Origin of the sequence: Maritalea myrionectae DSM 19524, from assembly GCF_000423365.1 — a bacterium.
Lineage (GTDB): Bacteria > Pseudomonadota > Alphaproteobacteria > Rhizobiales > Devosiaceae > Maritalea > Maritalea myrionectae.
Window position 1 is genome coordinate 472703 of sequence record NZ_AUHV01000004.1, and the last position, 22579, is coordinate 495281.

24 protein-coding genes are annotated in these 22579 nt (G+C 52.3%); 7 read left to right on the forward strand and 17 right to left on the reverse strand.

From position 1 onward, the window contains the following. Positions 1-22: 22 nt before the first annotated feature. From G549_RS0113530 to G549_RS0113570, 8 genes are all read right to left on the reverse strand, one after another. Positions 23-1237 carry an MFS transporter gene (locus G549_RS0113530; protein WP_027835468.1) on the reverse strand — a complete coding sequence of 405 codons (1215 nt, stop codon included), beginning with the start codon at positions 1235-1237 and terminating at the stop codon, positions 23-25. A gap of 15 nt (positions 1238-1252) precedes the next feature. Further along, positions 1253-1759, reverse strand: coding sequence for a transcription antitermination factor NusB (nusB, locus tag G549_RS0113535; protein ID WP_027835469.1), 507 nt, complete (start codon positions 1757-1759; stop codon positions 1253-1255). Between the two features lie 150 nt (positions 1760-1909). Then, positions 1910-2392, reverse strand: a complete 483-nt coding sequence (gene nrdR / locus G549_RS0113540; RefSeq protein ID WP_027835470.1) for a transcriptional regulator NrdR — start codon at positions 2390-2392, stop codon at positions 1910-1912. A gap of 12 nt (positions 2393-2404) precedes the next feature. After that, a complete protein-coding gene (gene glyA, locus G549_RS0113545) occupies positions 2405-3688 on the reverse strand; it encodes a serine hydroxymethyltransferase (protein WP_027835471.1) in 1284 nt (427 codons plus the stop codon). 104 nt (positions 3689-3792) lie between these two features. Continuing rightward, a complete protein-coding gene (locus G549_RS0113550) occupies positions 3793-4002 on the reverse strand; it encodes a DUF6898 family protein (protein WP_027835472.1) in 210 nt (69 codons plus the stop codon). Between the two features lie 14 nt (positions 4003-4016). Further along, positions 4017-5249: a L,D-transpeptidase family protein gene (locus G549_RS20375; RefSeq protein WP_036222646.1), complete on the reverse strand. Its 1233-nt coding sequence runs from the start codon at positions 5247-5249 to the stop codon at positions 4017-4019. Between the two features lie 376 nt (positions 5250-5625). Next, complete coding sequence (gene ldtR / locus G549_RS0113565) at positions 5626-6135, reverse strand: transcriptional regulator LdtR (protein WP_036222650.1); 510 nt, start codon at positions 6133-6135, stop codon at positions 5626-5628. Between the two features lie 164 nt (positions 6136-6299). Continuing rightward, a complete protein-coding gene (locus G549_RS0113570; protein ID WP_156905557.1) occupies positions 6300-6770 on the reverse strand; it encodes a DUF6163 family protein in 471 nt (156 codons plus the stop codon). An 84-nt stretch (positions 6771-6854) separates the two neighbouring features. Between G549_RS0113570 and hemB the strand changes: the two genes are divergently transcribed. The 3 genes from hemB (at position 6855) to G549_RS20380 (ending at position 9097) form a co-directional block, all read left to right on the forward strand. Further along, complete coding sequence (hemB, locus tag G549_RS0113580; protein WP_051213835.1) at positions 6855-7871, forward strand: porphobilinogen synthase; 1017 nt, start codon at positions 6855-6857, stop codon at positions 7869-7871. A 135-nt stretch (positions 7872-8006) separates the two neighbouring features. Then, positions 8007-8543, forward strand: a complete 537-nt coding sequence (locus G549_RS0113585; protein WP_027835477.1) for a dihydrofolate reductase family protein — start codon at positions 8007-8009, stop codon at positions 8541-8543. A 164-nt stretch (positions 8544-8707) separates the two neighbouring features. Further along, positions 8708-9097 carry a hypothetical protein gene (locus G549_RS20380; RefSeq protein ID WP_156905558.1) on the forward strand — a complete coding sequence of 130 codons (390 nt, stop codon included), beginning with the start codon at positions 8708-8710 and terminating at the stop codon, positions 9095-9097. Between the two features lie 77 nt (positions 9098-9174). Here the strand turns inward: G549_RS20380 and G549_RS0113595 are convergent, their stop codons facing one another. Then, positions 9175-9429 carry a GlsB/YeaQ/YmgE family stress response membrane protein gene (locus tag G549_RS0113595; protein WP_027835479.1) on the reverse strand — a complete coding sequence of 85 codons (255 nt, stop codon included), beginning with the start codon at positions 9427-9429 and terminating at the stop codon, positions 9175-9177. Between the two features lie 132 nt (positions 9430-9561). On the opposite strand from G549_RS0113595, the gene G549_RS20385 reads away from it, so the two are divergent. The 4 genes from G549_RS20385 (at position 9562) to G549_RS0113615 (ending at position 13832) form a co-directional block, all read left to right on the forward strand. Next, positions 9562-10104, forward strand: a complete 543-nt coding sequence (locus G549_RS20385; protein ID WP_156905559.1) for an RDD family protein — start codon at positions 9562-9564, stop codon at positions 10102-10104. Positions 10105-10197: 93 nt separating this feature from the next. Next, a complete protein-coding gene (locus G549_RS0113605) occupies positions 10198-12027 on the forward strand; it encodes an SLC13 family permease (RefSeq protein ID WP_036222657.1) in 1830 nt (609 codons plus the stop codon). 38 nt (positions 12028-12065) lie between these two features. After that, positions 12066-12806, forward strand: a complete 741-nt coding sequence (locus G549_RS0113610; protein ID WP_027835481.1) for an arginyltransferase — start codon at positions 12066-12068, stop codon at positions 12804-12806. Positions 12807-12833: 27 nt separating this feature from the next. Then, the gene (locus G549_RS0113615) at positions 12834-13832 is read left to right on the forward strand and encodes an endonuclease/exonuclease/phosphatase family protein (protein ID WP_027835482.1); all 999 of its coding nucleotides are present in this window, start codon (positions 12834-12836) and stop codon (positions 13830-13832) included. A 51-nt stretch (positions 13833-13883) separates the two neighbouring features. Here G549_RS0113615 and parC read toward each other — a convergent pair whose 3' ends face one another. From parC to G549_RS20395, 8 genes are read right to left on the reverse strand one after another with little or no spacing between them, the layout of a single operon-like run. Continuing rightward, the gene (gene parC, locus G549_RS0113620) at positions 13884-16130 is read right to left on the reverse strand and encodes a DNA topoisomerase IV subunit A (protein WP_027835483.1); all 2247 of its coding nucleotides are present in this window, start codon (positions 16128-16130) and stop codon (positions 13884-13886) included. Between the two features lie 36 nt (positions 16131-16166). Next, positions 16167-16892: a DNA repair protein RecO gene (recO, locus tag G549_RS20390; protein WP_036222661.1), complete on the reverse strand. Its 726-nt coding sequence runs from the start codon at positions 16890-16892 to the stop codon at positions 16167-16169. Between the two features lie 9 nt (positions 16893-16901). Next, a complete protein-coding gene (gene era / locus G549_RS0113630; protein WP_051213840.1) occupies positions 16902-17807 on the reverse strand; it encodes a GTPase Era in 906 nt (301 codons plus the stop codon). Further along, positions 17797-18498, reverse strand: coding sequence for a ribonuclease III (rnc, locus tag G549_RS0113635; protein ID WP_027835485.1), 702 nt, complete (start codon positions 18496-18498; stop codon positions 17797-17799). Before rnc ends, era begins: the two co-directional genes overlap by 11 nt. Before the next feature lie 5 nt (positions 18499-18503). After that, positions 18504-19256: a signal peptidase I gene (gene lepB / locus G549_RS0113640; protein WP_027835486.1), complete on the reverse strand. Its 753-nt coding sequence runs from the start codon at positions 19254-19256 to the stop codon at positions 18504-18506. Between the two features lie 22 nt (positions 19257-19278). After that, complete coding sequence (gene acpS, locus G549_RS0113645; protein WP_027835487.1) at positions 19279-19683, reverse strand: holo-ACP synthase; 405 nt, start codon at positions 19681-19683, stop codon at positions 19279-19281. Positions 19684-19694: 11 nt separating this feature from the next. Next, positions 19695-20279, reverse strand: coding sequence for an orotate phosphoribosyltransferase (gene pyrE / locus G549_RS0113650; protein WP_027835488.1), 585 nt, complete (start codon positions 20277-20279; stop codon positions 19695-19697). Beyond that, the gene (locus G549_RS20395) at positions 20279-22558 is read right to left on the reverse strand and encodes a RelA/SpoT family protein (protein ID WP_084634183.1); all 2280 of its coding nucleotides are present in this window, start codon (positions 22556-22558) and stop codon (positions 20279-20281) included. Before G549_RS20395 ends, pyrE begins: the two co-directional genes overlap by 1 nt. Positions 22559-22579: the final 21 nt, after the last annotated feature.

Genomic DNA, 22579 nt, shown 5'->3' on the forward strand with positions numbered 1-22579 from the left:
GGGCGATTTCCGCCCCCTTTTTTTATGCCCGCTTGGCTTGCCGTAGACGGTAATCGCCCCACGCCAGCAGCGCCAAGGCCGCAGTGGCAATCGGCAGAACCATCACGTTGATCGATTCCCAGCCGATATTTTCCAATAGAAAGCCAGAGCTGATTGAAGCCACAGCCATGGTGCCAAACACCAATGGCTCGTTGAGCGCCTGCGCTGTTGAGGCTTCCTCAGGCCGATAGGCTTTCGCCAACATGGTTGTGGAGCCGATAAAGCCAAAGTTCCACCCCACGCCAAGCAGCACCAAAGCCAAATCAAAATGGAGCGTGCTGGTGCCATTGAGATTGATCAACGCACAGCCAAGAATCAACAACATGCCGATGCCCACAACGGCGTGAGTGCCGATGCGCGAAATAATGTGGCCCGTGACCAAGCTGGGCAGGAACATTGCAATAATGTGCCACTGGATCGTGTTTGTGGCCGCCTCTGGCGAGTGCCCACACACATGAACCATGGCCAACGGCGCGGCTACCATCACGAATGTCATGAGCGCGTAAGATGCCATACCCGTAGCCAGCGGGATGAAGATTTCTGGCACACGGATCAATTCGCGCGCGGTTCGGCCCGCAGCCTCCCCGGTTTGCTTTCGGCGCACAGGCGCCAGCTTGGTTTGGCTGAGAATCAAGACGCCAATAGCGGACAGGACGGCAATGATGAGAAACGATCCTGTAAACTCGACGCCGCCAACCCAATCTTTGGTGATGTAAGACAAGCGCGGGCCCAAGAAGCCAGCCGCAACGCCCCCCAGCAGCACCCAAGAAATCGCCTTGGCCTGCATGGGCTCAGGTACACTGTCGGCAATGGCAAATCGAATTTGCTGGCCGAATGCTGCCGAGGACCCCACGATGGCCAATGCCGCAGCAAAGAGCCAAAATGAACTCAGATACACAGCAAGACCGGCGACAATGCCAGCGACCATGCCGATTGCTGCGCCGAGCATAAAGCCACGTCGGCGACCTAGGGCATAGATGATTTTGGTTGCAGGTGCGGCGGTGAGTGCCAAGCCCAGAATCATGAAGGTTGTTGGTAGAGTAGCCATCGATTTGGCAGGAGCCAATGAAGCGGCAGTGAGCGCGCCGATCGCCATAATGATGGCCTGGTTTGAACCGACAATCGCTTGCGTCATCGACAACAAACTAATATTGCGGCCCACATGTTTATGGGTCCGAGGTTCAGCGTCGACGGTCATGGCCATGGCTCCAGATTATTTGGACGTAAACTCGTCCTTGCGTGTTTGGTGGGCGATATTGTCCAGCACACCATTGACGATGCGCGCCTCATCGCCTTCGAAAAAGGCCCGGGCAATATCTACATATTCGGTGATGATCACTTTGGCAGGAATATCTTTTTTGTGCAGCAGCTCAAACGTCGCACCCCGCAGGATGGCGCGCAAGGTGCTGTCGATGCGGTGAACGGGCCACCCTTCGAGCAACGAGCCGTCGATCATTGGATCGATCTGCAGCTGGTGCTTGGACACACCTTCTACGATCAATTTGAAATAGTTCTTGTCCGCCGGTAGATATTCGTCACCTTCAATTTCCTGCCCCATATAAAAGGTCATGAATTGCGACAAAGTATGGTCCAGCGACGTCCGCCCCACATCCATCTGATAAAGCGCTTGCACAGCCGCAAGGCGAGCCGCGCCGCGCTGGTTGGCTTTTTTGAGAGCGGCTTTGGGTTTATTGTCTTGGGATGATTTAGAACTGCTCATCAACTCTTCCGGGATCGGGAAATGGGTCTATCGCGCACATTTACATGCAGGCGTGTTTAACGCTTGCGCATACCAGACCATAGCGCACAATGCGACAAAAAAGTTTAAACGGGGTTTGTTTGTGGCTTCAAATGCCCAAATGCAGACTTATTATGTCTCGCTCTCGTCCGCAGGCGGCTCATCAGCTTCATTCAGCGTAGACAAGAATGCCTTGAAGTCGTCGGCCCGGGAGAAGTTCTTATAGACTGATGCAAAGCGCACAAAGGCCACATCATCCAGTTCCTTGAGACCATCCATCACCAGATGACCAATGGTCTCGGACGTGACCTCGCTCTCGCCCAGACTTTCCAGCCGCCGGACAACGCCTGAAATCAGGCGTTCAACGCGCTCGGCATCCACTTCGCGTTTACGCAAAGCAGTGTTGATCGAACGCGCCAATTTTTCGCGGTCAAATGGCACCTTACGGCCAGACTTTTTCGCCACCATAATGTCGCGCAATTGCACGCGTTCAAACGTGGTGAAGCGCCCGCCGCAGCCGGAACAGACCCGGCGGCGGCGGATTGAATTATAGTCTTCTGTTGGCCGGGAATCTTTGACTTGTGTGTCTTGATTTCCGCAGTAAGGACAGCGCATTTGGTCCCCTTATTATGAGTAGATTGGGTGAGCGCTCGTGAGCTTTTTCACTTCTTCGCGTACTGCCGCTTCCACGTCAGCATTGCCATCTTCCCCATTTTGGGAAAGCCCATCAACCACTTGCACGATCAACTCGCCTACGCGGGCAAAATCGGCCTCGTCAAAGCCGCGCGATGTGGCAGCAGGTGTGCCCACACGAATGCCTGAGGTCACAAACGGTTTTTCAGGATCGAAAGGAATAGCGTTTTTATTGCAGGTGATGTGCGCCCGCTCCAAAGAGGCTTCCGTCGCTTTGCCGGTCACGCCTTTCGGCCGTAGATCCACCAACATCAGGTGATTATCAGTGCCGCCAGAAACGATATCTAAGCCGCCTTTCATCAAAGCATCGGCAAGACTTTTAGCATTCAAAACAACCTGTTTCGTGTAGTTCTTAAAGTCATCTGTCAACGCTTCACCAAAGGCCACAGCCTTACCCGCGATCACATGCATCAATGGCCCACCCTGAATACCTGGGAAAATCGCAGAATTCAGCTTTTTGGCAATGTCAGCATCGTTTGTCATGATCATGCCACCACGTGGCCCGCGCAATGTTTTGTGCGTTGTGGTTGTTGCCACATGGGCGTGCGGGAATGGGCTTGGATATTGCCCACCAGCCACAAGGCCGGCCACGTGCGCCATATCCACCAAGAAATAGGCCCCGACTTCGTCAGCGATTTCGCGGAAGGCTTTAAAGTCCAGCACACGAGAGTAAGCAGAGAAGCCAGCAATGATCAACTTTGGCTGGTGCTCTTTCGCCAATTCGCGCACTTGATCCATGTCCAACAGGCCATCTTCTTTGCGCACACCGTAATGCACGGCATTGAACCATTTACCAGATTGGTTTGGCCGCGCGCCGTGGGTCAGGTGTCCACCAGCATCAAGGCTCATGCCCAAAATGGTGTCGCCTGGCTTGATAAGCGCTTGGAAAACACCTTGGTTGGCCTGAGAGCCTGAATTGGGTTGTACGTTCACATATTCACAGCCGAACAATTGCTTGGCCCGATCGATGGCCAGATTTTCGACCACGTCAACATGCTGGCAACCACCATAATAGCGTTTACCGGGATAGCCTTCGGCATATTTGTTTGTAAGAACAGTACCTTGTGCTTCCATCACCGCTTTTGACACGATGTTTTCAGAAGCGATTAGTTCGATTTCGGTTTGCTGACGATTGAGTTCAGCGGCCACGGCCTGCGCAATTTCATTGTCTGATTGCGCCAGCGAGTGGGAAAAGAAATTTGGAAAAATATCAGTCATTTAACGTCCCCAGAATGGATGAGATCTGATTTTCGGTGGGGATCGCTTAGCACAGGCCCGGGCTTTATCCAAGCTGAGTTTTGGCGTTTTCGAAAGCTATAGAACTAATTGCGGAGAAGTGCGCGGCGTAATTTTGCCACCGCCAGATTTTTCATCTGCAATTCACTTGCGGAAAGAGGCGCGATGATGGTGACTTCTTTGCCTGTTTCCGCATGTACTGCCGCGACGCGCATTTGCCCGCCCAGCTGCACAAATTCGAACAGCACCTCGCCAAGTTCTGGCGCCATATGCCGCCGCGTGCCGCGCTCTCTCATAGGAATGTCTCCAGCTAGTTGCTGGCAAAGTCCACTCTGCCCGCTTCATCATATCCGTAGATATCGTTGCGGAAACTTACGACACCATCGCGATTTGCCCAAGCGGTAATATAGGTGGTGATGATTGGCACTGGTTTTTCCAAGCCAACATCCATCCGCTCACCAGAATCAAACGCGGCGTCAACTGAAGGCAAGCTCCAGTCGGTTTCGTTTTCGCGCAAGAGCCATGAAACAAGCTCGTCAACGTTTTCGACCCGCACGCAGCCAGACGAATGGAAGCGACGGTTTTGGCCGAACAGTGATTTTTGCGGTGTATCGTGCAAATAAACGGCGTGTGGATTGTGAAAGTTGATTTTCACATGACCCATTGAGTTTTCCGCGCCTGGCTCTTGGCGGAAGGCATACTGAACAGCCTCCTCAGTCGACCAATCGATGGATTGCGGGTCTAATTCTTCGCCATTGGCATCATAAATCTTGATCCGATAATTGGTGAGGTATTCGGGATCTTGGTTCATATATTTAATGATGTCCCGGCGAATGATGCTTTTGGGCACATGCCAATAAGGATTGAAGTTAATCTCATGCACTTTTGACGTCAAAATCGGGGTTTGACGGTCAATACGGCCCACAATTGCCGTGTGGCGGCGTTCAACAACACCATTCTCCACCGCTTCAATGCTGGCGGCAGGAATGTTCACGACGATATAGCGGGTCGACAATTCGCCAACCACCTGATTGACCCGCTCAAGATTAAGCCGCAGTTGGGCCAACTTGGTTTCAGCAGGAATATTGAGCGTCAAATAGGTTTCCTGGTCGATGAGACCGGTCAGCTGCAGGCCATGCCGCGCCTGAAACTGGCGCAAAGCGGCATCGAGTTCGTCATCAAATTCCGATGAAAGGCGGCCCGTATCTTCAAGGTCACCTGAAGCGATCAGCCGGCGGCGCAATGCGCGCACATGGCCGCGATCATCGCCTTTTTCAAGACCATATGACCCTCGGGTCATTTCTTCCCAACCACCGTTAGCAACAATTTGCTCGTAACGTTTGATGGCAGCGATCAAATTATAAGATGTTTCATAGGACAGAATGGGCTCAACACTATCGATTGCCTCTTGTGCAGCTTCTTTATTGTCCGTTTCATTAGCGAACGCGACATTTGGAACCGCCATCAAACCAGCAAGAGCGAGTGCGCCGCAACCTGCGCGCAAGGTAAAGGTCAATTTTGCCAGCCAATTCAGTTGATTCATGCTTACGATCCCAAATGTTGAAGATGTTCTGCCCTTTTATTGCGAGACCCATAGCAGGTTGCTCGGTTGCTCACAACAATCGATTCGCTCACACTTTTCATTTCTTTTTGTTCAAATCATGAAAACTTACCAAGGAGAGTGCCCTGGTCCCAAATTATCCACCAATTGGGGCGCAAAAATGCGTGGGATGGCGCCATGGATCATTGTGGAACCGACGGATCTACATAGGTTGGAAAAGTGGCAGGCACGCGGCCTTGCAATGATCATGTAACAGGCGCGTGTCGGAAAATGCTTTAAAAACAGTGTGTCGTTGGGTTGAACGGCGTCGGTTCAATCCGACGCCGGCCCATTCGACCAATCAGTTTGCGTAAATCGCTTAAAGTTTATACAGAATTTGGTCGACCCAGAAACGCTCCAAGCGCGCCAATGCTGAGTTCAAGCCTTCAAATTCTTTTTCGTCCAAGCCGCCCACTTCTGCAATTGATTTCAAGTGACGGTCATAAAGCTCGTCGATCACCTCGGCAACTTCTTCACCTTTAGGTGTCAAGCGGATGCGCACAGAACGACGGTCTGTTTTTGATTTATTTTGGAAAATGTAGCCCGTATCAACCAGCTTTTTCAGGTTGTACGAAACATTGGAGCCCAAATAGTAGCCGCGTGAGCGCAATTCGCCCGCGGTCAGCTCTGAATTGCCAATGTTGAACATCATGATCGCTTGCACGGGATTGATATCGTCCCAGCCCATCCGATCGAATTCATCTTTCACAAGATCTAGCAGGCGACGATGCAAACGCTCAACGCGTGACACCGCCTCCAGGTAACGCGGTTTTAGACCTTCTTCTTCGACAGGCAAATGTGCCTGCACTTTCATTGTATTGATACCCATTTTTGCCTCACTGTTATTGGTCGCACGATTTTTCGTGTCTATGGGGCTAATCTACGGGCCAGCAAATAAGATCAGTTTAAAATACAGACTTAAAAATATGTTACTGATAAAATTAGGATTTTTAGCTTTCTAACTTCTTACCTTAGGTTACGAATTAGAAACCCTTACAAATAGTAACTGCGTTTTTTATGGCTCCAATTGGACCATATCAAAAGTGCCGCAACGGCCAATAAAACAAGGACTCTCAGCGCAATTTCCAGCAGCGAAAAATCGAGGATTTTGGGCGACCAGAATGCGGCGCCGAGCTCGGTAACATTGGCAACAATTAGTAAAACACCGCCCCAGGCGGTTAGACTCCATAAACCAACAGCTGCCAGCAATCGCAACAATGCACATAAAATGATAATGGCGAACGCAATATTTCCTAACGCGTCAACGGGCACATTCACATCTCGGGTGGCGCCAAAATGATAAAAAATGGCGAAAAGACCGTGCGCCAACGCGACAATCGCCAGCACGCGCGCCGCAAATGAATGTGGTTTTTCCGAAAACGCCAAATCAGTTCCCCTTTGAGCTTTGTCTGCCCATATCCTGCCGATCCGCCAGTGGCAAGGTGCCGCAGCTTTTTCTGCCAAAATGCCACGGATCGAATATAGCCCCTTGGTTGAATTTATGCTTTGACGTAACACTTGTCGATATGAACTGACCAAGGAGCGACCATGACGCAACAAAACCGTGAAAAAGCAGACCTTGATTTTCTTGCTGGCAAGCGGATGCGCCGTACGCGGCAAACTGCTTGGAGCCGTGCCATGGTGCAAGAAACTGATCTTACCGTGCGCGATTTGATCTGGCCGCTCTTTATTCTTGATGGCGAGAACTCGCGCGAGTCGATTACCACCATGCCAGGCGTTGAACGGTTGAGCATTGATTTGGCGGTTGAAGCCGCCAAAGAAGCGCGGGATTTGGGCATCCCTTCCCTTGCGCTGTTTCCGTGCACCCAAAATGATCGTCGCTCCGAAGATGGCCGTGAGAGCTACAATCCGGACAATCTCATGTGTCGCGCCTTGCGCGCCATTAAGGCGGAAGTGCCCGACATTGGATTGATCGCTGACGTTGCGCTTGACCCTTACACCAGCCATGGCCATGACGGGCTGATGGATGGTGAGGTCATATTGAATGATGAGAGCGTTGCGGTTTTGATCAAACAGGCGCTCAATCAGGCAAAAGCAGGTGCGGATATTATCGCGCCATCTGACATGATGGACGGTCGTATCGGCGCATTGCGCGAAGCCCTCGACAATGAGGGATATGAAAATGTGATTCTTCTTTCTTATGCGGCAAAGTTTGCGTCAGCCTTTTATGGCCCATTCCGCGACGCCGTTGGCTCGGGCGCGCGCTTGAAAGGGGATAAAAAGACCTATCAGCTTGAGCCGTTTAATCGGGCTGAAGCTTTGCGCGAGGTTGAACAAGACCTTCTTGAAGCCGCAGATTGGGTCATGGTGAAGCCCGGCATGGCCTATTTGGACATTGTGCGAGAAGTCAAAGATCAGTTTGATGTGCCTGTATTCGCCTATCAAGTCTCAGGCGAATATGCACAAATTGAATTTGCCGCCGCCGCGGGTGCGCTCGATCGACAAGCGGCAATGATGGAGAGCCTTATCGCGTTCAAACGCGCTGGCTGTTCGGGCATTCTGACCTACTTTGCGATGGATGTGGCAAGGCTCCTGCAAAAATAGGCTGCTAATCACGCTATCAATAATCAAAATACCAAGGGGGCGCACATCGCCCCCTTTTTTTGTGCCTAAACAGTTTTGCCTTGCCAATTGCAAATCAACCATTATTTATACGCCGTATAAATAATGGAGTGATGGATGACCAGTGGACATGTGATGATGGCGATGAGCCTCGATGGCTTTGTTGCGCGCAAAGACCACCAACTTGATTGGCTGATGAAACAAAAGACCGAAGGTGAGGATCACGGCTACGATGATTTCATCGCGTCTATTGATGTCATCGTTATGGGCAGCAATTCTTTCCGCACCGTGTTGAGTTTTGAGGAATGGCCCTACAACAAGCCCGTGATTGTGCTCAGTCAGCAACTAAAAGATGCAGATGTTCCAGCGCATTTAGCCAACAAAGTTGAGATATTGAATCAATCACCATCGGCGTTGATGAAGGCGCTAAATACAAGAGAAATCAAACGCGCTTATATTGATGGCGGGGCAATCGTCCGATCGTTTTTGGCCGAAGGTCACATCGCCACCATGCACATTACCATCGTGCCGATTTTGATTGGCGACGGCGTGCCCCTGTTCGACACACTCCCCCAGGATATTGATTTGCAGCTTGAAAAAAGCAAGGCGTTCGGTTCGGGATTGGTGGATTTACATTATCGGGTTTTATCATGACCGCCACAAGTAGAGGGCGTCCACGCCGATCCCAAAGCAAACTGTCAAAAACGCAGATTGTCGAAACGGCGACATGTATTGGGCGATCAGAAGGATTGGCCGCTTGTTCTTTCCGCCGATTGGCTGCTGAACTTGGTGTCACTGCGATGGCGGTCAGTTACCATGTGTCCACACGTAGAGAGCTTTTGCTTTCCATGATCGATTTTGCCTTTACTGACCTTAACAAGCCATTGGAAGCGCCATCGCCCAAAGCACGGTTAAGAGAACTCGTTTTGCAATATGTGAAGACTGGAACGCAGCATGCGCATTTGGTGCAGGCGACCCTACAAGACCCGACGCTCATGACATCACAGCTTGAGCCGTTTACTGAACAATTACGCAAAGAGACCCACGCTCTAAACGCAGGCGATCCACATGATGTGTTGCTCAATCTTTTGGTGGACTATGCCCACGGCCACATATTTGCAGTTGCCGCAGCGACAGACGGGAATGGACCAGACCTTGAGGTTTTCCAACGCAGTTTGGACTGGGTCTTAAGCAATTTGGACGGATAGGGTCTTTATCATTTGGGGGGAGAGTGGGCCAAAGGCGGTCCACTCCTCTTTATCACTTGATTCAGCGAAAAGGCCGATTAGGCCTTTTTGATCAAGCTGATCACAAATAGCAGTATGACTGCGCCGATGGTAGCATTGATAATCGAGGCGATAACGCCGCCGCCGATGGCAATTCCCACCATAGGTAGCAAATATCCAGCAATGACAGCGCCCAAAATACCAACAACAATGTTGCCAATGAGCCCAAAGCCAAAGCCTTTAACGATTAACCCAGCGAGCCAACCTGCAACTGCACCAATGAGCAGCAGCACCAACAAACTAACAATATCCATGTTTCTCCCTCCTTGTTGACTTGATCAGTTTGACAGCCTCGAAAGAAACTGTCGAGCCTTTCAATAAGTTCCCCTTGTAATTCACTCATTTATTGCCATGTTAAATGCACGAAGACTGTGGAGACCATTATCATGGGTAAGAATTCATTTGGTTGGTTTGTGCGAGACGATTTGCCCGATCCCTATTCAGAACCGGAATTGTTTGACGGCGTTTTGCTGCGCCGCATACTCGCCTTTGTAATTGATGTTATCGTTGTAACGATCACAATTGTAATTGCTTCTGTTATTTTGGGCGTACTTGGCGTGCTCACGTTGGGCATCGCGTGGTTGGGATACATCATCTTGGTGCCTGCCGTATGGGTTGGATATTATACGCTAACGCTCGGCTCCCCAGTGCGCGCTACTTTGGGCATGCAAATGATGGATATTGTGCTGACGCCGACCCGGCGAGCGCCCCTTGAAGGCTGGTTGGCCATTTTGCACCCTATTGTGGGTTGGGCCAGTATAACCTTCTTTACCCCATTCATCCTATTGGCAGGGCTCTTCACAGCACGTCGACAACTGGTGCATGACCTGGTTGTTGGCACGCTCATGGTGCGTCGTTCGCCCATGGTCCGTGTGTGGCAAAGCGAATCTGCGAACTATGAAGAGCCATGGGTCGATCTACGCAGCTAGATTGAAGACCAACAGCAAAATAATTGAAGAAAAAACGCAATTTGAATAAATAAGGCTTGGTGGCGCAGACGTTTAACTGCAAAATGCGCCACTATGATAGATGCGTTATTTCAGGTGGGCACACTTTCGATGCCTGTGGCCATGTGGTTGACCATTGCCGTGATTCTCGCGGCGATTGTGCTATTTTCCACTGAATTGGTCAGCCTCGAAATCGTGGCGCTTGGTGTGCTTGTGCTGCTGATGGCCATTGGGCTATTGGCACCGGACACACAATTGACCACTGAGAGCTTGCTTGCGGGCTTTGCCAACCCGGCCCTCTTGACCATCATTGCCCTTTTGGTGATCGGCCAAGCCCTTTTCCAAACGGACGCTCTGGGTGGAATCACCAAAGCCTTTGAGCGGCTATGGCCTCGCCATCCGTCGCGGGTTATCCCGATCATCCTTATTATCGCTGGTATCTCTAGCGCGGTGATCAACAATACCCCTGTGGTCGTGATGTTTATTCCTTTGCTCACCGCAGTTGCGGCGCGTCGGAAACTGGCCACGCCAAAAATCATGATGCCCCTGAGCTTTATTTCTATATTGGGTGGCATGACCACATTGATCGGTTCCTCCACCAACCTGTTGGCCGCAGGGATAGCGCTTAGCTATGGGGTCACCATCGACTTTTTTGCCTTCACGGTGCCGGGTCTGTTTATGGCGGGCGTTGGCGCGATTTATGTCATATTTGTCATGCCGCACATTTTGCCCAGCCGCATGAATGAAAAAGGACAAGAAGTTCAGGCGCGCAATCTTCAGTTTATCACCGAGATTCGCCTTTATGACGGTCACCCCTTGATTGGGGAGAAAACTGTTGCAGGCATGTTCCCCAAATTCACAAAGATGACGGTTCGTGCGGTCATGCGCGGGTATGAGCGCTATGTGCCCCCGTTTGAAGATATGACCCTGCGCGCCGGCGATGTGTTGATCTTGGCGGCTACCCGCGATCAATTGACCGATGCGCTAAAAGAATGGCGGGCGTTCGACAATCCGCGGATTTCAGAGGACCAAGATGGCCCAACGGATCATGGCATTGTGCTGTGCGAAGCACTGGTCCCACCCGGCTCGCGCCTTATCAACAATGGCATCGACCAGCGCGGCTTCCTTTCGCAGCATGGTTGTTTGATCCTTGGCATTGAGCGCCGAAGCCGTATGCCGCGTGAAAGCCTTTCCGAGATCCGCCTTGATGCGGGCGATGTGCTGCTGATCGCTGGGCGCTCCAGCGCCATCAATAATTTGCGCGGGCAGCAGGATGTGGTGGTGATTGAGTGGAGCGCCTCCGAAGTGCGGCCACACCGCTTTGCCTCTCGCGCCCAATTGATCTTTGCGGCCACGGTGGCGGCCATTGCTACAGGCATTGTGCCCATCGTTTTTGCAGCCATTGCGGGTGCGTTCGCCATGTTGGCGGGCGGGTGCTTGAATGTGCGCCAGGCCACGCGTGCCATCGACCGACGCATCTTTTTGCTTGTCGGGTCGGCTATTGCCATGTCGACAGCGCTGGAAACAACGGGCGGCGCGGCCATGATCGCGGATGTCACTGCGATGACATTATCCAATGTCAGCCCGGCGATGGTCATGTCGTTGACCTTTTTGATTGTGGCTATTTTGACGAACTTTTTGTCCAACAACGCCACTGCGGTGCTCTTCACGCCCATCGCGATTTCAACCGCACAAGCGTTCGGCCTTGATCCGCTGCCCTTTGTCGTTGCGGTCATTCTGGGCGCTAACGCCTGTTTTGCCACGCCAATTGGGTATCAAACCAACCTGTTGGTCATGGGTCCGGGCCACTATCGCTTCAAACACTTCTTCATTGCGGGCATTCCGCTCATTCTCATTGTATGGATTGTTTTCAGCATTGTTGCGCCGATCTATTATGGCGTTTAGACTGAATTCAGACACAAAAACAAATCAAGGTCCGGCCGATGACAGAACATCGCACCGCTGAACTTCAGTTCTATCTGACGACGGACAGTCCCTGCCCCTATTTGCCCAATCGCACTGAGCGTAAGGTCTTCACGCACCTTGGCGGTCGGCGCGCTGGTGAGATGCACGATCTTTTGTCGCTTCACGGGTTCAGGCGCAGCCAAAATATTGTCTATAAACCAGCCTGTGTGGGCTGCACCGCCTGCCAAAGCGCGCGCGTTGTGATTGATGAATTTGAACCCAATGCACGGCAACGGCGAATCTTGCGCAAAAATGCCGATTTGGTCACCCAGGACGTTTTCCCCGCCGCCACACGAGAGCAATATCGATTGTTCCGCAAATATCTCAACCATCGCCATGCGGGTGGCGGCATGTCCGACATGTCAGCCTTTGATTATGAGTACATGATTGAAGACACCCCGGTGCACACTGTGGTGGTTGAATATCGCAAGCGCTCGCTGGACGCGGACAATTTGAATCCGCTTATGGCCGTTGCGCTAATTGACGTGCTGCCAGATGGCTTGTCGATGGTCTATAGCTTCTTCGATCCAGACGCCCATAAACGCAGCCTTGGCGCTTTTATGATCATGGATCAAATTGCCCGGGCCAAGGCCGCTGGGTTACCGCATCTTTATTTGGGATATTGGGTCAAAAACTCGCCCAAAATGGCCTATAAGGCAGAATATAAACCGCTGGAAGTGCTGACCGACGCTGACCGCTGGATTCCATTGGAAGACTAATTCTTCCCTATTCAATATGAGGGTTTTATGCGCAGGGCGCTGACCAGCTTTGTCATTTTTGGCTTTTCTGCTGCCGCGGGCTTTGTCGCACTTGCCGCTATTGTCGGTTTTTTGGGCTTTGCGCTGTGGCCGTTTGATGTCTTCAATCATTTGCAGCCGCTGTGGCTGATTGGTGGTGGCGTTTCTCTTGTTTTCGCGCCATTGATCCTGCGTCGTCAGCCTGTGCGCGGGTTTGTCATTGCCTTAAGCGCGACCGGGTTTCTGGCCGCCACGGCGATTGTTCTGCCTGAATATCTGGCGGGTTTGCAGCAAACTGAACCCGAATTGGAGGCAAGTGAGACCCAACGTTTGATGACGTTTAATATTTACGCCAAGAACGATGATTTAAATGCTCTCGCGCTGAGTGTTTTGGAAGTCGATCCTGACATTGTGGTATTTCAAGAGTTTTGGCGCTGGCATCGTGCGGGATTGGAGGAACGGCTTCGGGAGAATTATCCGTTCGCCTTGCATTGCCAGGGCGGTCGCCGTTCGTTCGTCGCGCTTTACGCCAAAATGCCCTTTGCGCCGCAACCTGGCAATAACTGCGTGGACAGTTTGGCCGCTGACCAACGGACCTCGATCATTTCGGTCAATTTTCCCGCGACGGAACAACATGACAGCTTTAGCATTGTGACCACCCATCTCGACTGGCCAATCCCCACGGATCGGCAGCATGGGCAAATGAATGCACTCATAGACGCCATTCAACAGGTGGATGGCCCGTTGCTCGTGGCGGGTGACTTCAATTCTACGCCCTATTCTTATGCCTTGAAAAATCTGGTCAAACGCGCCGGATTGAAGCGCATTGCGAAGGGTATTCCCACTTGGCCGGCGCCGCCGACCTACCCCTTTAAGATGCCAGCGTGGCTGCAATTGGATCAGATAATGAGCCGCGGTGAGATTATCGCCACGCCAGCAAAAAAAGGGCCGAGTGGCGGTTCTGATCATTATCCGCTCTACACTGATTTTACTGTGACGACCGAGTAACCCGAGAACGAAAAATCCCCGAGCGATGCCCGAGGATTTTGGTGGGGTTGCTTACCCTTTGAACTTGTTGTTGCGCGGGAAGCCCGGCGGTGGTTGACGCCCTGCGTGGGCGCGCTCGCCGGACCATTCCATCAAATCGTCAGACGCCTTTTGATACGTCCGGCCGGAACTGTCAGTCCATGTCAGGCCGTCCTCACTGCTAAAGGTTTTCACGTCCGAAACGCCACCATCTTTATAGCGTTGCAGGCGTACGCCCTTGCCGCGGCCCATCTCTGGCAATTGATCCAGTGGGAACACGAGCAGTTTCCGGTTTTGCCCGATCACCGCCACCATGTCGCCAGTGACAGGGGTAAATATCTTGGCTTCAGTGGCGCCAGATACGTTGAGCACCTGCTTGCCTTTGCGGGTGTTGGCGATCAAGCCGTCCTCGGGCACAATAAATCCGTTGCCCAAATCCGAAGCGATCAAACGTTTTGCGCCCGGCTTATAAACCACCAGATCGACAATGTCGGTACCCTCTTCCATATCCACCAGAATACGCACCGGCTCGCCGTGACCACGCCCGCCGGGCAGCTTATCGCCCAGAATGGTATAGATGCGGCCGTTTGTGGACAGCATCAGCAATTTGTCCGTCGTTTGGGCATGGGCCCACAATTTGAGCTTATCTCCTGTTTTAAACGGTACAGAACTCAAATCTGTCGTGTGCCCCTTCAAGGCACGAATCCAACCTTTTTCCGACATGATCACGGTGATCGGCTCGCGCTCGATCATCGCGGTTTGAATGTCATCAAGGTTGGCTTCTGGTGCGTTTTCAAATGTGGTGCGGCGCGCGCCCATTTCGGTGTCTTTATTGAATTCTTTTTTGATCTCGCGCACTTGATCCGAGATGGCTTCCCATTGCTTATCGGTTGACCCGAGCAATTCAACAAGGCCTTCTTTTTCTTCGCTGAGTTTGTCGAATTCCTTTCGGATTTCAAACTCTTCGAGCTTGCGCAAGGCCCGCAAGCGCATATTCAAGATGGCCTCGGCCTGCACATCGTTCAGCTCAAAGCGCGCCATCAGCGCCTTTTTGGCCTCATCCTCTTCGCGGATGATGTGGATCACCTCGTCGATATTGAGGTAGGCGATCAAATAGCCACCAAGCACATTGAGGCGGTGTTCAATCTGGCCAAGTCTATAGTTAGACCGACGAACCAACACGTCCTTGCGGTGTTCCAACCATGATAACAGCACCTCGCCCAAGCCCATCACTTTTGGCACTGTGCCGTGGGCCAACACGTTCATGTTGAGGGAAATGCGGCTTTCAAGATCGGTCAGTTTAAACAGCGATTCCATAAGCAATACGGGATCAACTGTGCGGCTTTTCGGCTCCAGGACCAACCGAACATGCTCGTCGGACTCGTCACGCACGTCACGCAACAAGGGCAGTCTTTTGGCCAGCAGCAAATCGGCGATTTTCTCGACCAAGCGCGACTTTTGGATTTGGTATGGAATTTCCGTGACGACAATCTGGTAGCCGCCGCGACCTTGGTCTTCGGTTTCCCAACGCGCGCGACAACGGAAGCCGCCTCGACCTGTTTCGTAGGCTTGAATGATCGACTCGCGATCATCCACCAAAATACCGCCAGTGGGAAAATCTGGCCCCTGCACATAATTGACCAGGGTCTCTGTGCGCGCATTTGGTGTTTTAATAAGGTGCAATGCAGCGTCACAAAGCTCTGCCACGTTGTGAGGCGGGATGGAGGTCGCCATCCCCACCGCAATGCCGGATGAACCGTTGGCCAACAGATTCGGAAAGTTGGCTGGCAATACGATGGGTTCTTCTTCTTCCCCATCATATGTTTCGCGGAAGTCGACAGCATCCTCGGTGATGCCTTCCAGCAAGCGTGCGGCAACACCTGTCAGGCGTGTTTCTGTATACCGCATCGCCGCGGCACTATCGCCATCGATATTACCGAAGTTGCCCTGCCCGTCGGCCAATGGATAGCGCACTGCAAAATCCTGCGCCAACCGCACCAAAGCGTCGTAAACCGATTGGTCGCCGTGCGGGTGATATTTACCGATCACATCGCCCACAACCCGTGCCGACTTTTTATAACCCTGCCCGGGGTCAAGCTTAAGCAGGCGCATGGCGTGCAAAATGCGTCGGTGCACCGGCTTAAGGCCATCGCGCACATCGGGCAAAGCCCGTTGGGTGATGGTGGATAGCGCATAACTTAAATAGCGCTCTTCCAAAGCGCCGCGCAAATCAATTGTTGGCAGCTCGCCGCCGCCATCAACAGGCGTTTGATTTCCCATGGGGGACCCTTTTGATTTTGTAGTTCCGAATCAGTCTCAGTATAGCCCGTTTACCAAGCCTTCGATGAGGGCCTGACGCATAGAAGGTGGGGATAATTGCCGTGGCGACCAAATATGTAGGTGCAAAAAATGCCCTGTCAGTCGAAACGCCGCTTCAATCTCCGCGGCCTTGTCCATTTGGAGAGCACCGCCGAGCACTTCGGGCAGTGCAAACAGCTTATCCTTATAAGGCTCGCCCGCCTCTTTCGTCACGGCGCGTCCAGTGCGCGGCGACACATAGCAAAGCCCTGCGGTTTCGCCTGTCACGGCGCAGCTTGACGTATCAATGCCAAAACCGAGTTCGTTCAACAGACGCATTTCAAACTTGACCAAGCCGCGCGCCAATATTTCGCCATCGGCTTCGTTTTCATGCATGGCCAAGGCTTCAGCATATAGCCGTGGATGCGGATCGCGTTCGGGCAGCAGCCGCAAATGCTCGCAAAGAAGTTGGCTCAGCGCCAAACGTTGGCGGCTTTCCATCAAATTGGCCGCCCGCAACGCCAGCGCCTCAACGGTGAACATGCCCAAATGGTCAGCCAACCGCGCGCGCCAAGTCAATTGCACCGAGTTGCCCGGTTGAAGCAATGCCGCATATTTGCGCGAGCGTCCACCTTTCACCAGACCAAGATGTCGCCCATATTCAGCAGTCATGGTTTCAATGATCACCGCATTTTCCCCGTGTTTGCGGGTGCCAATGATCAAGCCTTCTGCCTGCCATTCCATTGCTTGGACCTATTGTGGGAACTCAAGTCCCATTTCGCGATATCGAGATGGGTCATCCGCCCATTTTTCACGCACTTTAACAAACAAAAACAGATGCACTTTGGTTTCAAAAATCTCGCTCAACTCTTTGCGTGATTCTTCACCGATCTTTTTGATCGTTTGGCCGTTTTTGCCCAACACAATCTTCTTGTGCCCATCACGCGCCACATAAATCACTTGTTGAATGCGATATGAGCCGTCTTTTTGGGTCTTAAACTGCTCGGTTTCCACCGTCGCAGCATAGGGAATTTCTTCGTGAATGCGCAAAAATAGCTTTTCCCGCGTCACTTCCGAAGCGGTCAATGCCAGCGTCAGGTCGGTCAAATGATCTTCAGGGAAATGCCATGGTTCAACCGGCACCGCTTGGGCGCAATAGTCGACAAAATCCTTAACCCCATCACCTTTGAGCGCTGAAACCATAAAGGTTTGCTCAAAGTTGAGTTTCTCATTGAGTTCCTGCGCAAGCGCCAACAGCGTCGTGCGCTCAACCTGATCAATCTTGTTCAGGATCAGCACCTTAGATTGCTTGTAGTCACTCAAGCCTTCGATCAGCGCCTCAATCTCATCGGTTAGACCGCGCTTGCAATCCACAATCAGTGCGAGCACATCTGCATCTGCCGCACCTGACCAAGCCGAGTGCACCATTGCGCGATCCAAACGGCGCTTGGGCTTAAAGATACCCGGCGTATCCACAAAGATCATCTGACTTTGATCGAGCGTCACCACGCCGCGCACCTGCGCCCGTGTGGTTTGCGCCTTGTGCGTCACGATCGACACCTTTGTGCCGACCAACGCATTCAGCAGGGTTGATTTGCCTGCGTTCGGCGCGCCAACCAGCGCCACGAAGCCGCATCTTGTTTCAGTATCAGTTGTCATCTTCTGTCCAAATGCCTTGGCGGACCAAAAAGGCTGTTGCAGCCTCATGTTCTGCGATTTTTTTTGATTTCCCCGTCGCCTGAGCAGGATCGTGCTTTTCCAAATTCACCGCAATGGTGAAAACAGGTGCGTGGTCTGGTCCCTCACGGGACAATTCTTCATATTTGGGCAGCGCCAAACCGCGCGATTGCGCCCATTCTTGCAAAGTTGTTTTTGCGTCGCCGCGGCCACTCATTGACGATTTAAAGAAGCTGGCGAACTCGCGCTCAATAAATGCTTTGGCTGGTGCAAGGCCGCCATCCAGATAGATAGCGCCGATGATGGCTTCGCACACATCGCCCAAGATCGCTTCTTTTTGTGCCCCACCTGTGCGGGCTTCGGATTGCCCTAGTGCGAGTGCGGCAGGCACGTCGAGCTGGCGCGCAACCGCAGCGCAGCTTTCTTTGCGCACCACCGCATTCAATGCGCGGGACAATTCACCCTCATTGGCGCTTTTGTGGTGGAAGTGCAAATATTCCGCCACAACGAGGCCCAACACCCGGTCACCCAAAAACTCAAGCCGTTGATATGATTGTTGCGTGCGGCTCGATGGTGCAATCGCACTGGAGTGCGTCAGCGCCCGCTGCAACAAATCATGGTCGTTAAACTGATAGTCTAGCCGATCAACGAGCTTTTGGGTTTTAGGTGTCATTTGGGTCACTGGTAAACCGACTCAAACATACGATCCCAACGCACATTGCCGGGCCAGTTCCAAACCGCCCATGGGTTGAGATTGTCTTTGATGGAGAAGTAGCGCACTTCGGCCTTACCAATAAAGTTACTGATGGGTACATAGCCGACTGACGACAATGAACGTGAATCCAATGAACGGTCACGGTTATCGCCCATCATGAAATAATGGTCTGCGGGCACCCTGTAGACGGCTGTATTGTCGAACGCGCCTGTGTCTGAAATTTCCTGAACTTCGTAACTCGCGCCGTTGGGCAATGTTTCTTGATAGGTGATCACTTCAACGGAAATGCCGTTGCTGTCAGTGTCGATCCGCGTGCCCGTACGCTCTTTTGCCACTGGCTCGCCATTGATATGCAGCAAGCCGTTTTTCATTTGAATTTCATCACCTGGCAGGCCAATCACGCGCTTAATATAGGCTTCTTTTTGCGGCACAGGTTCAAATACAGCGATTTCACCGGGCTCAGGCGTGCGGCCAAAGATCCGTCCATTGATCGGCACTGCTTTAAACGGAAACGAATAGCTGGAATAGCCATAGGTATATTTCGAGGCCAATACATAGTCACCGATCAACAGGTTTGACTGTAGCGACGCGGTGGGAATGGAAAATGGTTGCCATAAAAAGCTGCGGATCACCAAAGCGATGATGAGCGCCTGCACCAGCACGACAATTGTTTCCCAAATTTCGCTTTTGGCCGATTTGGTTGCTTTTGTTGTCATAGTTTTCGCTTTTCTTTTGGTTTTAGGCGCGTGTCGGCTCGGCTTCGATAATCACAATGGCTTGAGCCATACCATTATCATCAGTGATTGTTAAATGCAGATAGGGTGTGTACCCGTTTGGAACAAGTCTTTCCAGCGCTTTCTTGGCGCCATTGGTCAGTTCCAAGGTGGGTTTACCTGTCGGCATGTTCACCACACCGATGTCGCGCCAATAAACAGCGCGCGACATGCCGGTGCCCAGTGCTTTGGCACAGGCCTCTTTTGCGGCAAACCTTTTGGCGTAGCTGGCGGCCCGTTGGGCGCGTCTATCAGACTTTTTCTGTTCGATTTCGGTAAAGCAGCGCTGCACGAAGCGGTCGCCAAAACGCGCCAGCGTTTTTTCGACGCGCTCTATTTCGCAAATATCGTTGCCAATACCGATAATCAAATCATTGTCCCCTATTGCAAGCCGCGGCTACCGGGCTTAACTGCGGGTATATTCTCCAATTCGGGCGGCAATTGGTCGGCGGGGTACGCCGGCACCTTGTAGCCTGTAAGCGCCACAAGCGGCACGCCCACATCGGCCTCACCGTCTGAGCGGTCGACCAGGCAGGCCGCCGCGACAACGTCCGCGCCCAAATCCTTCAAGCATTTCACACATTCACGGATCGAAAGGCCGGTGGAAACGATGTCTTCCACCACAATGACTTTCTCACCTTTTTCAACATGGAACCCACGACGCAATTCAAACTCGCCATTTACTCGCTCGGTGAAGATTGCTGGCACACCGAGGTGACGGGATGTCTCATATCCGGGGATAATGCCGCCGACGGCTGGTGAAACGATCTGTGATACGTCACCAAAGCCTTCTGCGCGGATTTTGTCGGCCAAGGCTTTGCACAAGATTTCTGATTTGTCCGCGTGCATAAACACTTTGGCTTTTTGCAAGAACACAGGCGAACGCAGGCCTGAAGACAAAATGAAGTGGCCCTCTAAAAGCGCGTCACAGGAGCGGAAAACATCGAGCACGTCTTGCTGGTTCATCAGGTTACCTTTGTCTCTAGCTGTTTGTATTGTTGTGTAAAATCTTCGATCAATGCGCCCTCTTCACATGTGGCGCGGCGCACACTGGAAATACCTACAATGCGCTTAATGGTCGACGTTACATCGTTGAACTGAGTTATATCCTGCACTTCGATACAGAAGATCATATCTGAAAAGTCGGATCGCACCGTGCGGAACATCAAGTTCACGATGTTGGCGTCGCACGAAGCGATGGACGACGAAATCTGCCCCAAAATGCCGGGTTTGTTGACAGATTGCACCACCATAACCACCGGGAATGACTGATGTTTTTCAGCATCCAAATCCCAAAGCACGTCCACCCAAAGCGCATCAACGTCCTGATATTCAAGCAATGCATCCGAACCGATCGGATAGATCGTAAGCACGCCACTTTCCGGCAGAATGCCCACCATGCGATCTCCGGGCAGCACACCCTCGCACGAGATTTCAACTGGCGTCCCAAACTCTAGACGCGCGCCACCCAAAAAGTCAGCGTCCACTGTCTGTCCGCCAGGTATGCGGAATTTGAAGTTTTCGCCTTGTGCCAGGGAGAACCACCCATCTTTACTGGTGCCGACAGGAAGGCCCAACGGCTTTCGCTTGCGGGTGCGTTCATAGCCTTTGAGTTCGTCCAGCTCATGCACCAGATCTTCGCCCGCCAATTGCGCCTCACCCAAGGCAACATAGAGGGCGCGCATCGATTTCTGCTTTAAGCGTTTGAGCAGTTCGTCCTGCTCTTTTCGGTTCACCGAAAAAGATTCACGTTCCAGCAGCGCGTCATAGATTTGCTTGCCTAAACGTTCTGCGCGTTCTTGCGCCGCTAAGCGCAGAGACCGCCGTATGGCCGCCCTCGCCTTACCGGTTATGGCAATGTTTTCCCAATTGGGCGGTGGGCGGTGTTTTTCATCGCGATCAATTTCCACCTCGTCGCCATTGCGCAATTTGGTGGTGAGCGGCATTGCTGTGCCGTTAATGCGGCTGCCAACGCAGCTATTGCCAATATCTGTGTGCACGGCGAAAGCAAAATCAATCGGCGTGGCACCACGGGGCAGCGCGATCAATCGTCCGCGCGGGGTGAAGCAGAAAACTTGGTCCTGGAACAGTTCAAGCTTTGTATGCTCCAAAAACTCTTGCGGGTTCTCGCCCTCTGTCAGATGCTCAATCGTATTGCGCAACCAGGCATAAGCCCGGCTTTCCTTTTCCAGCCGCTTCATATCGCCGGAAATCTCATCTTTATACAAGGCGTGGGCCGCAATCCCCAACTCAGCGATAGAATTCATGTCATGGGTGCGGATTTGCAGTTCCACCCGCTCCCGCTCCGGCCCAACAATCGTGGTGTGAATCGACCGATAGTCGTTTTGTTTGGGCGTGGAAATATAGTCTTTAAACCGACCCGGCACGACGGACCAGGTTTGGTGCACGACGCCCAGAGTTTTGTAGCACATGTCGACGCTTTCAACGATCACGCGAAAGCCGATAATATCCGATAATTGTTCAAGGCTGATGGACTTGCGCTCCATCTTTTTAAACACAGAAAATGGCGCTTTGAGGCGTGATGATACGTCGGCGATGATCCCCGCATCAACAAAGCGCTGGGCCAGTTCCATGCGAATTTCATCGACAACCGCGCGATTGTCCTTCGCATATGCGTCCAAATGATTGCGAATGACTTGATATTGCTCTGGATGCAACGTCTGAAACGATAGGTCTTCCAGTTCCGAGCGCATGTCTTGCATGCCCATGCGGCCCGCCAAGGGCGCATATATTTCCATGGTCTCTTGGGCGATGCGCTTCTTTTTGTGCTCAGGCACAAAACCCAAAGTTCGCATATTGTGCAAACGATCCGCCAGTTTCACCAGCAACACGCGCACATCTTCAGAGATAGCGAGCAACAATTTGCGCAGGTTTTCCGCCTGTGCTTCTTCGCGCGAACCAAGGTTAAGTCGTTCGATTTTGGTGAGGCCATCAACAATGGCGCCGATCTCGTGGCCGAAAAGCTGATCAATTTCGGCGCGGGTCGCGTCTGTATCTTCAATGGTGTCGTGTAAAAGCGCCACGGCAATGGTGGCATCGTCGAGATGCAACTCGGTGAGAATCGCAGCAACTTCAAGCGGATGCGCAAAATAAGGATCGCCTGATGCACGGGTTTGGCGACCATGCTTTTGCATGGCGTAAACATAGGCTTTGTTGAGCAGGGCTTCATCCGCGTTTGGATTATAAGCCTGCACCAGCTCAACAAGTTCATATTGGCGCATCATGGGCGGAAATGCTGCTCCGAT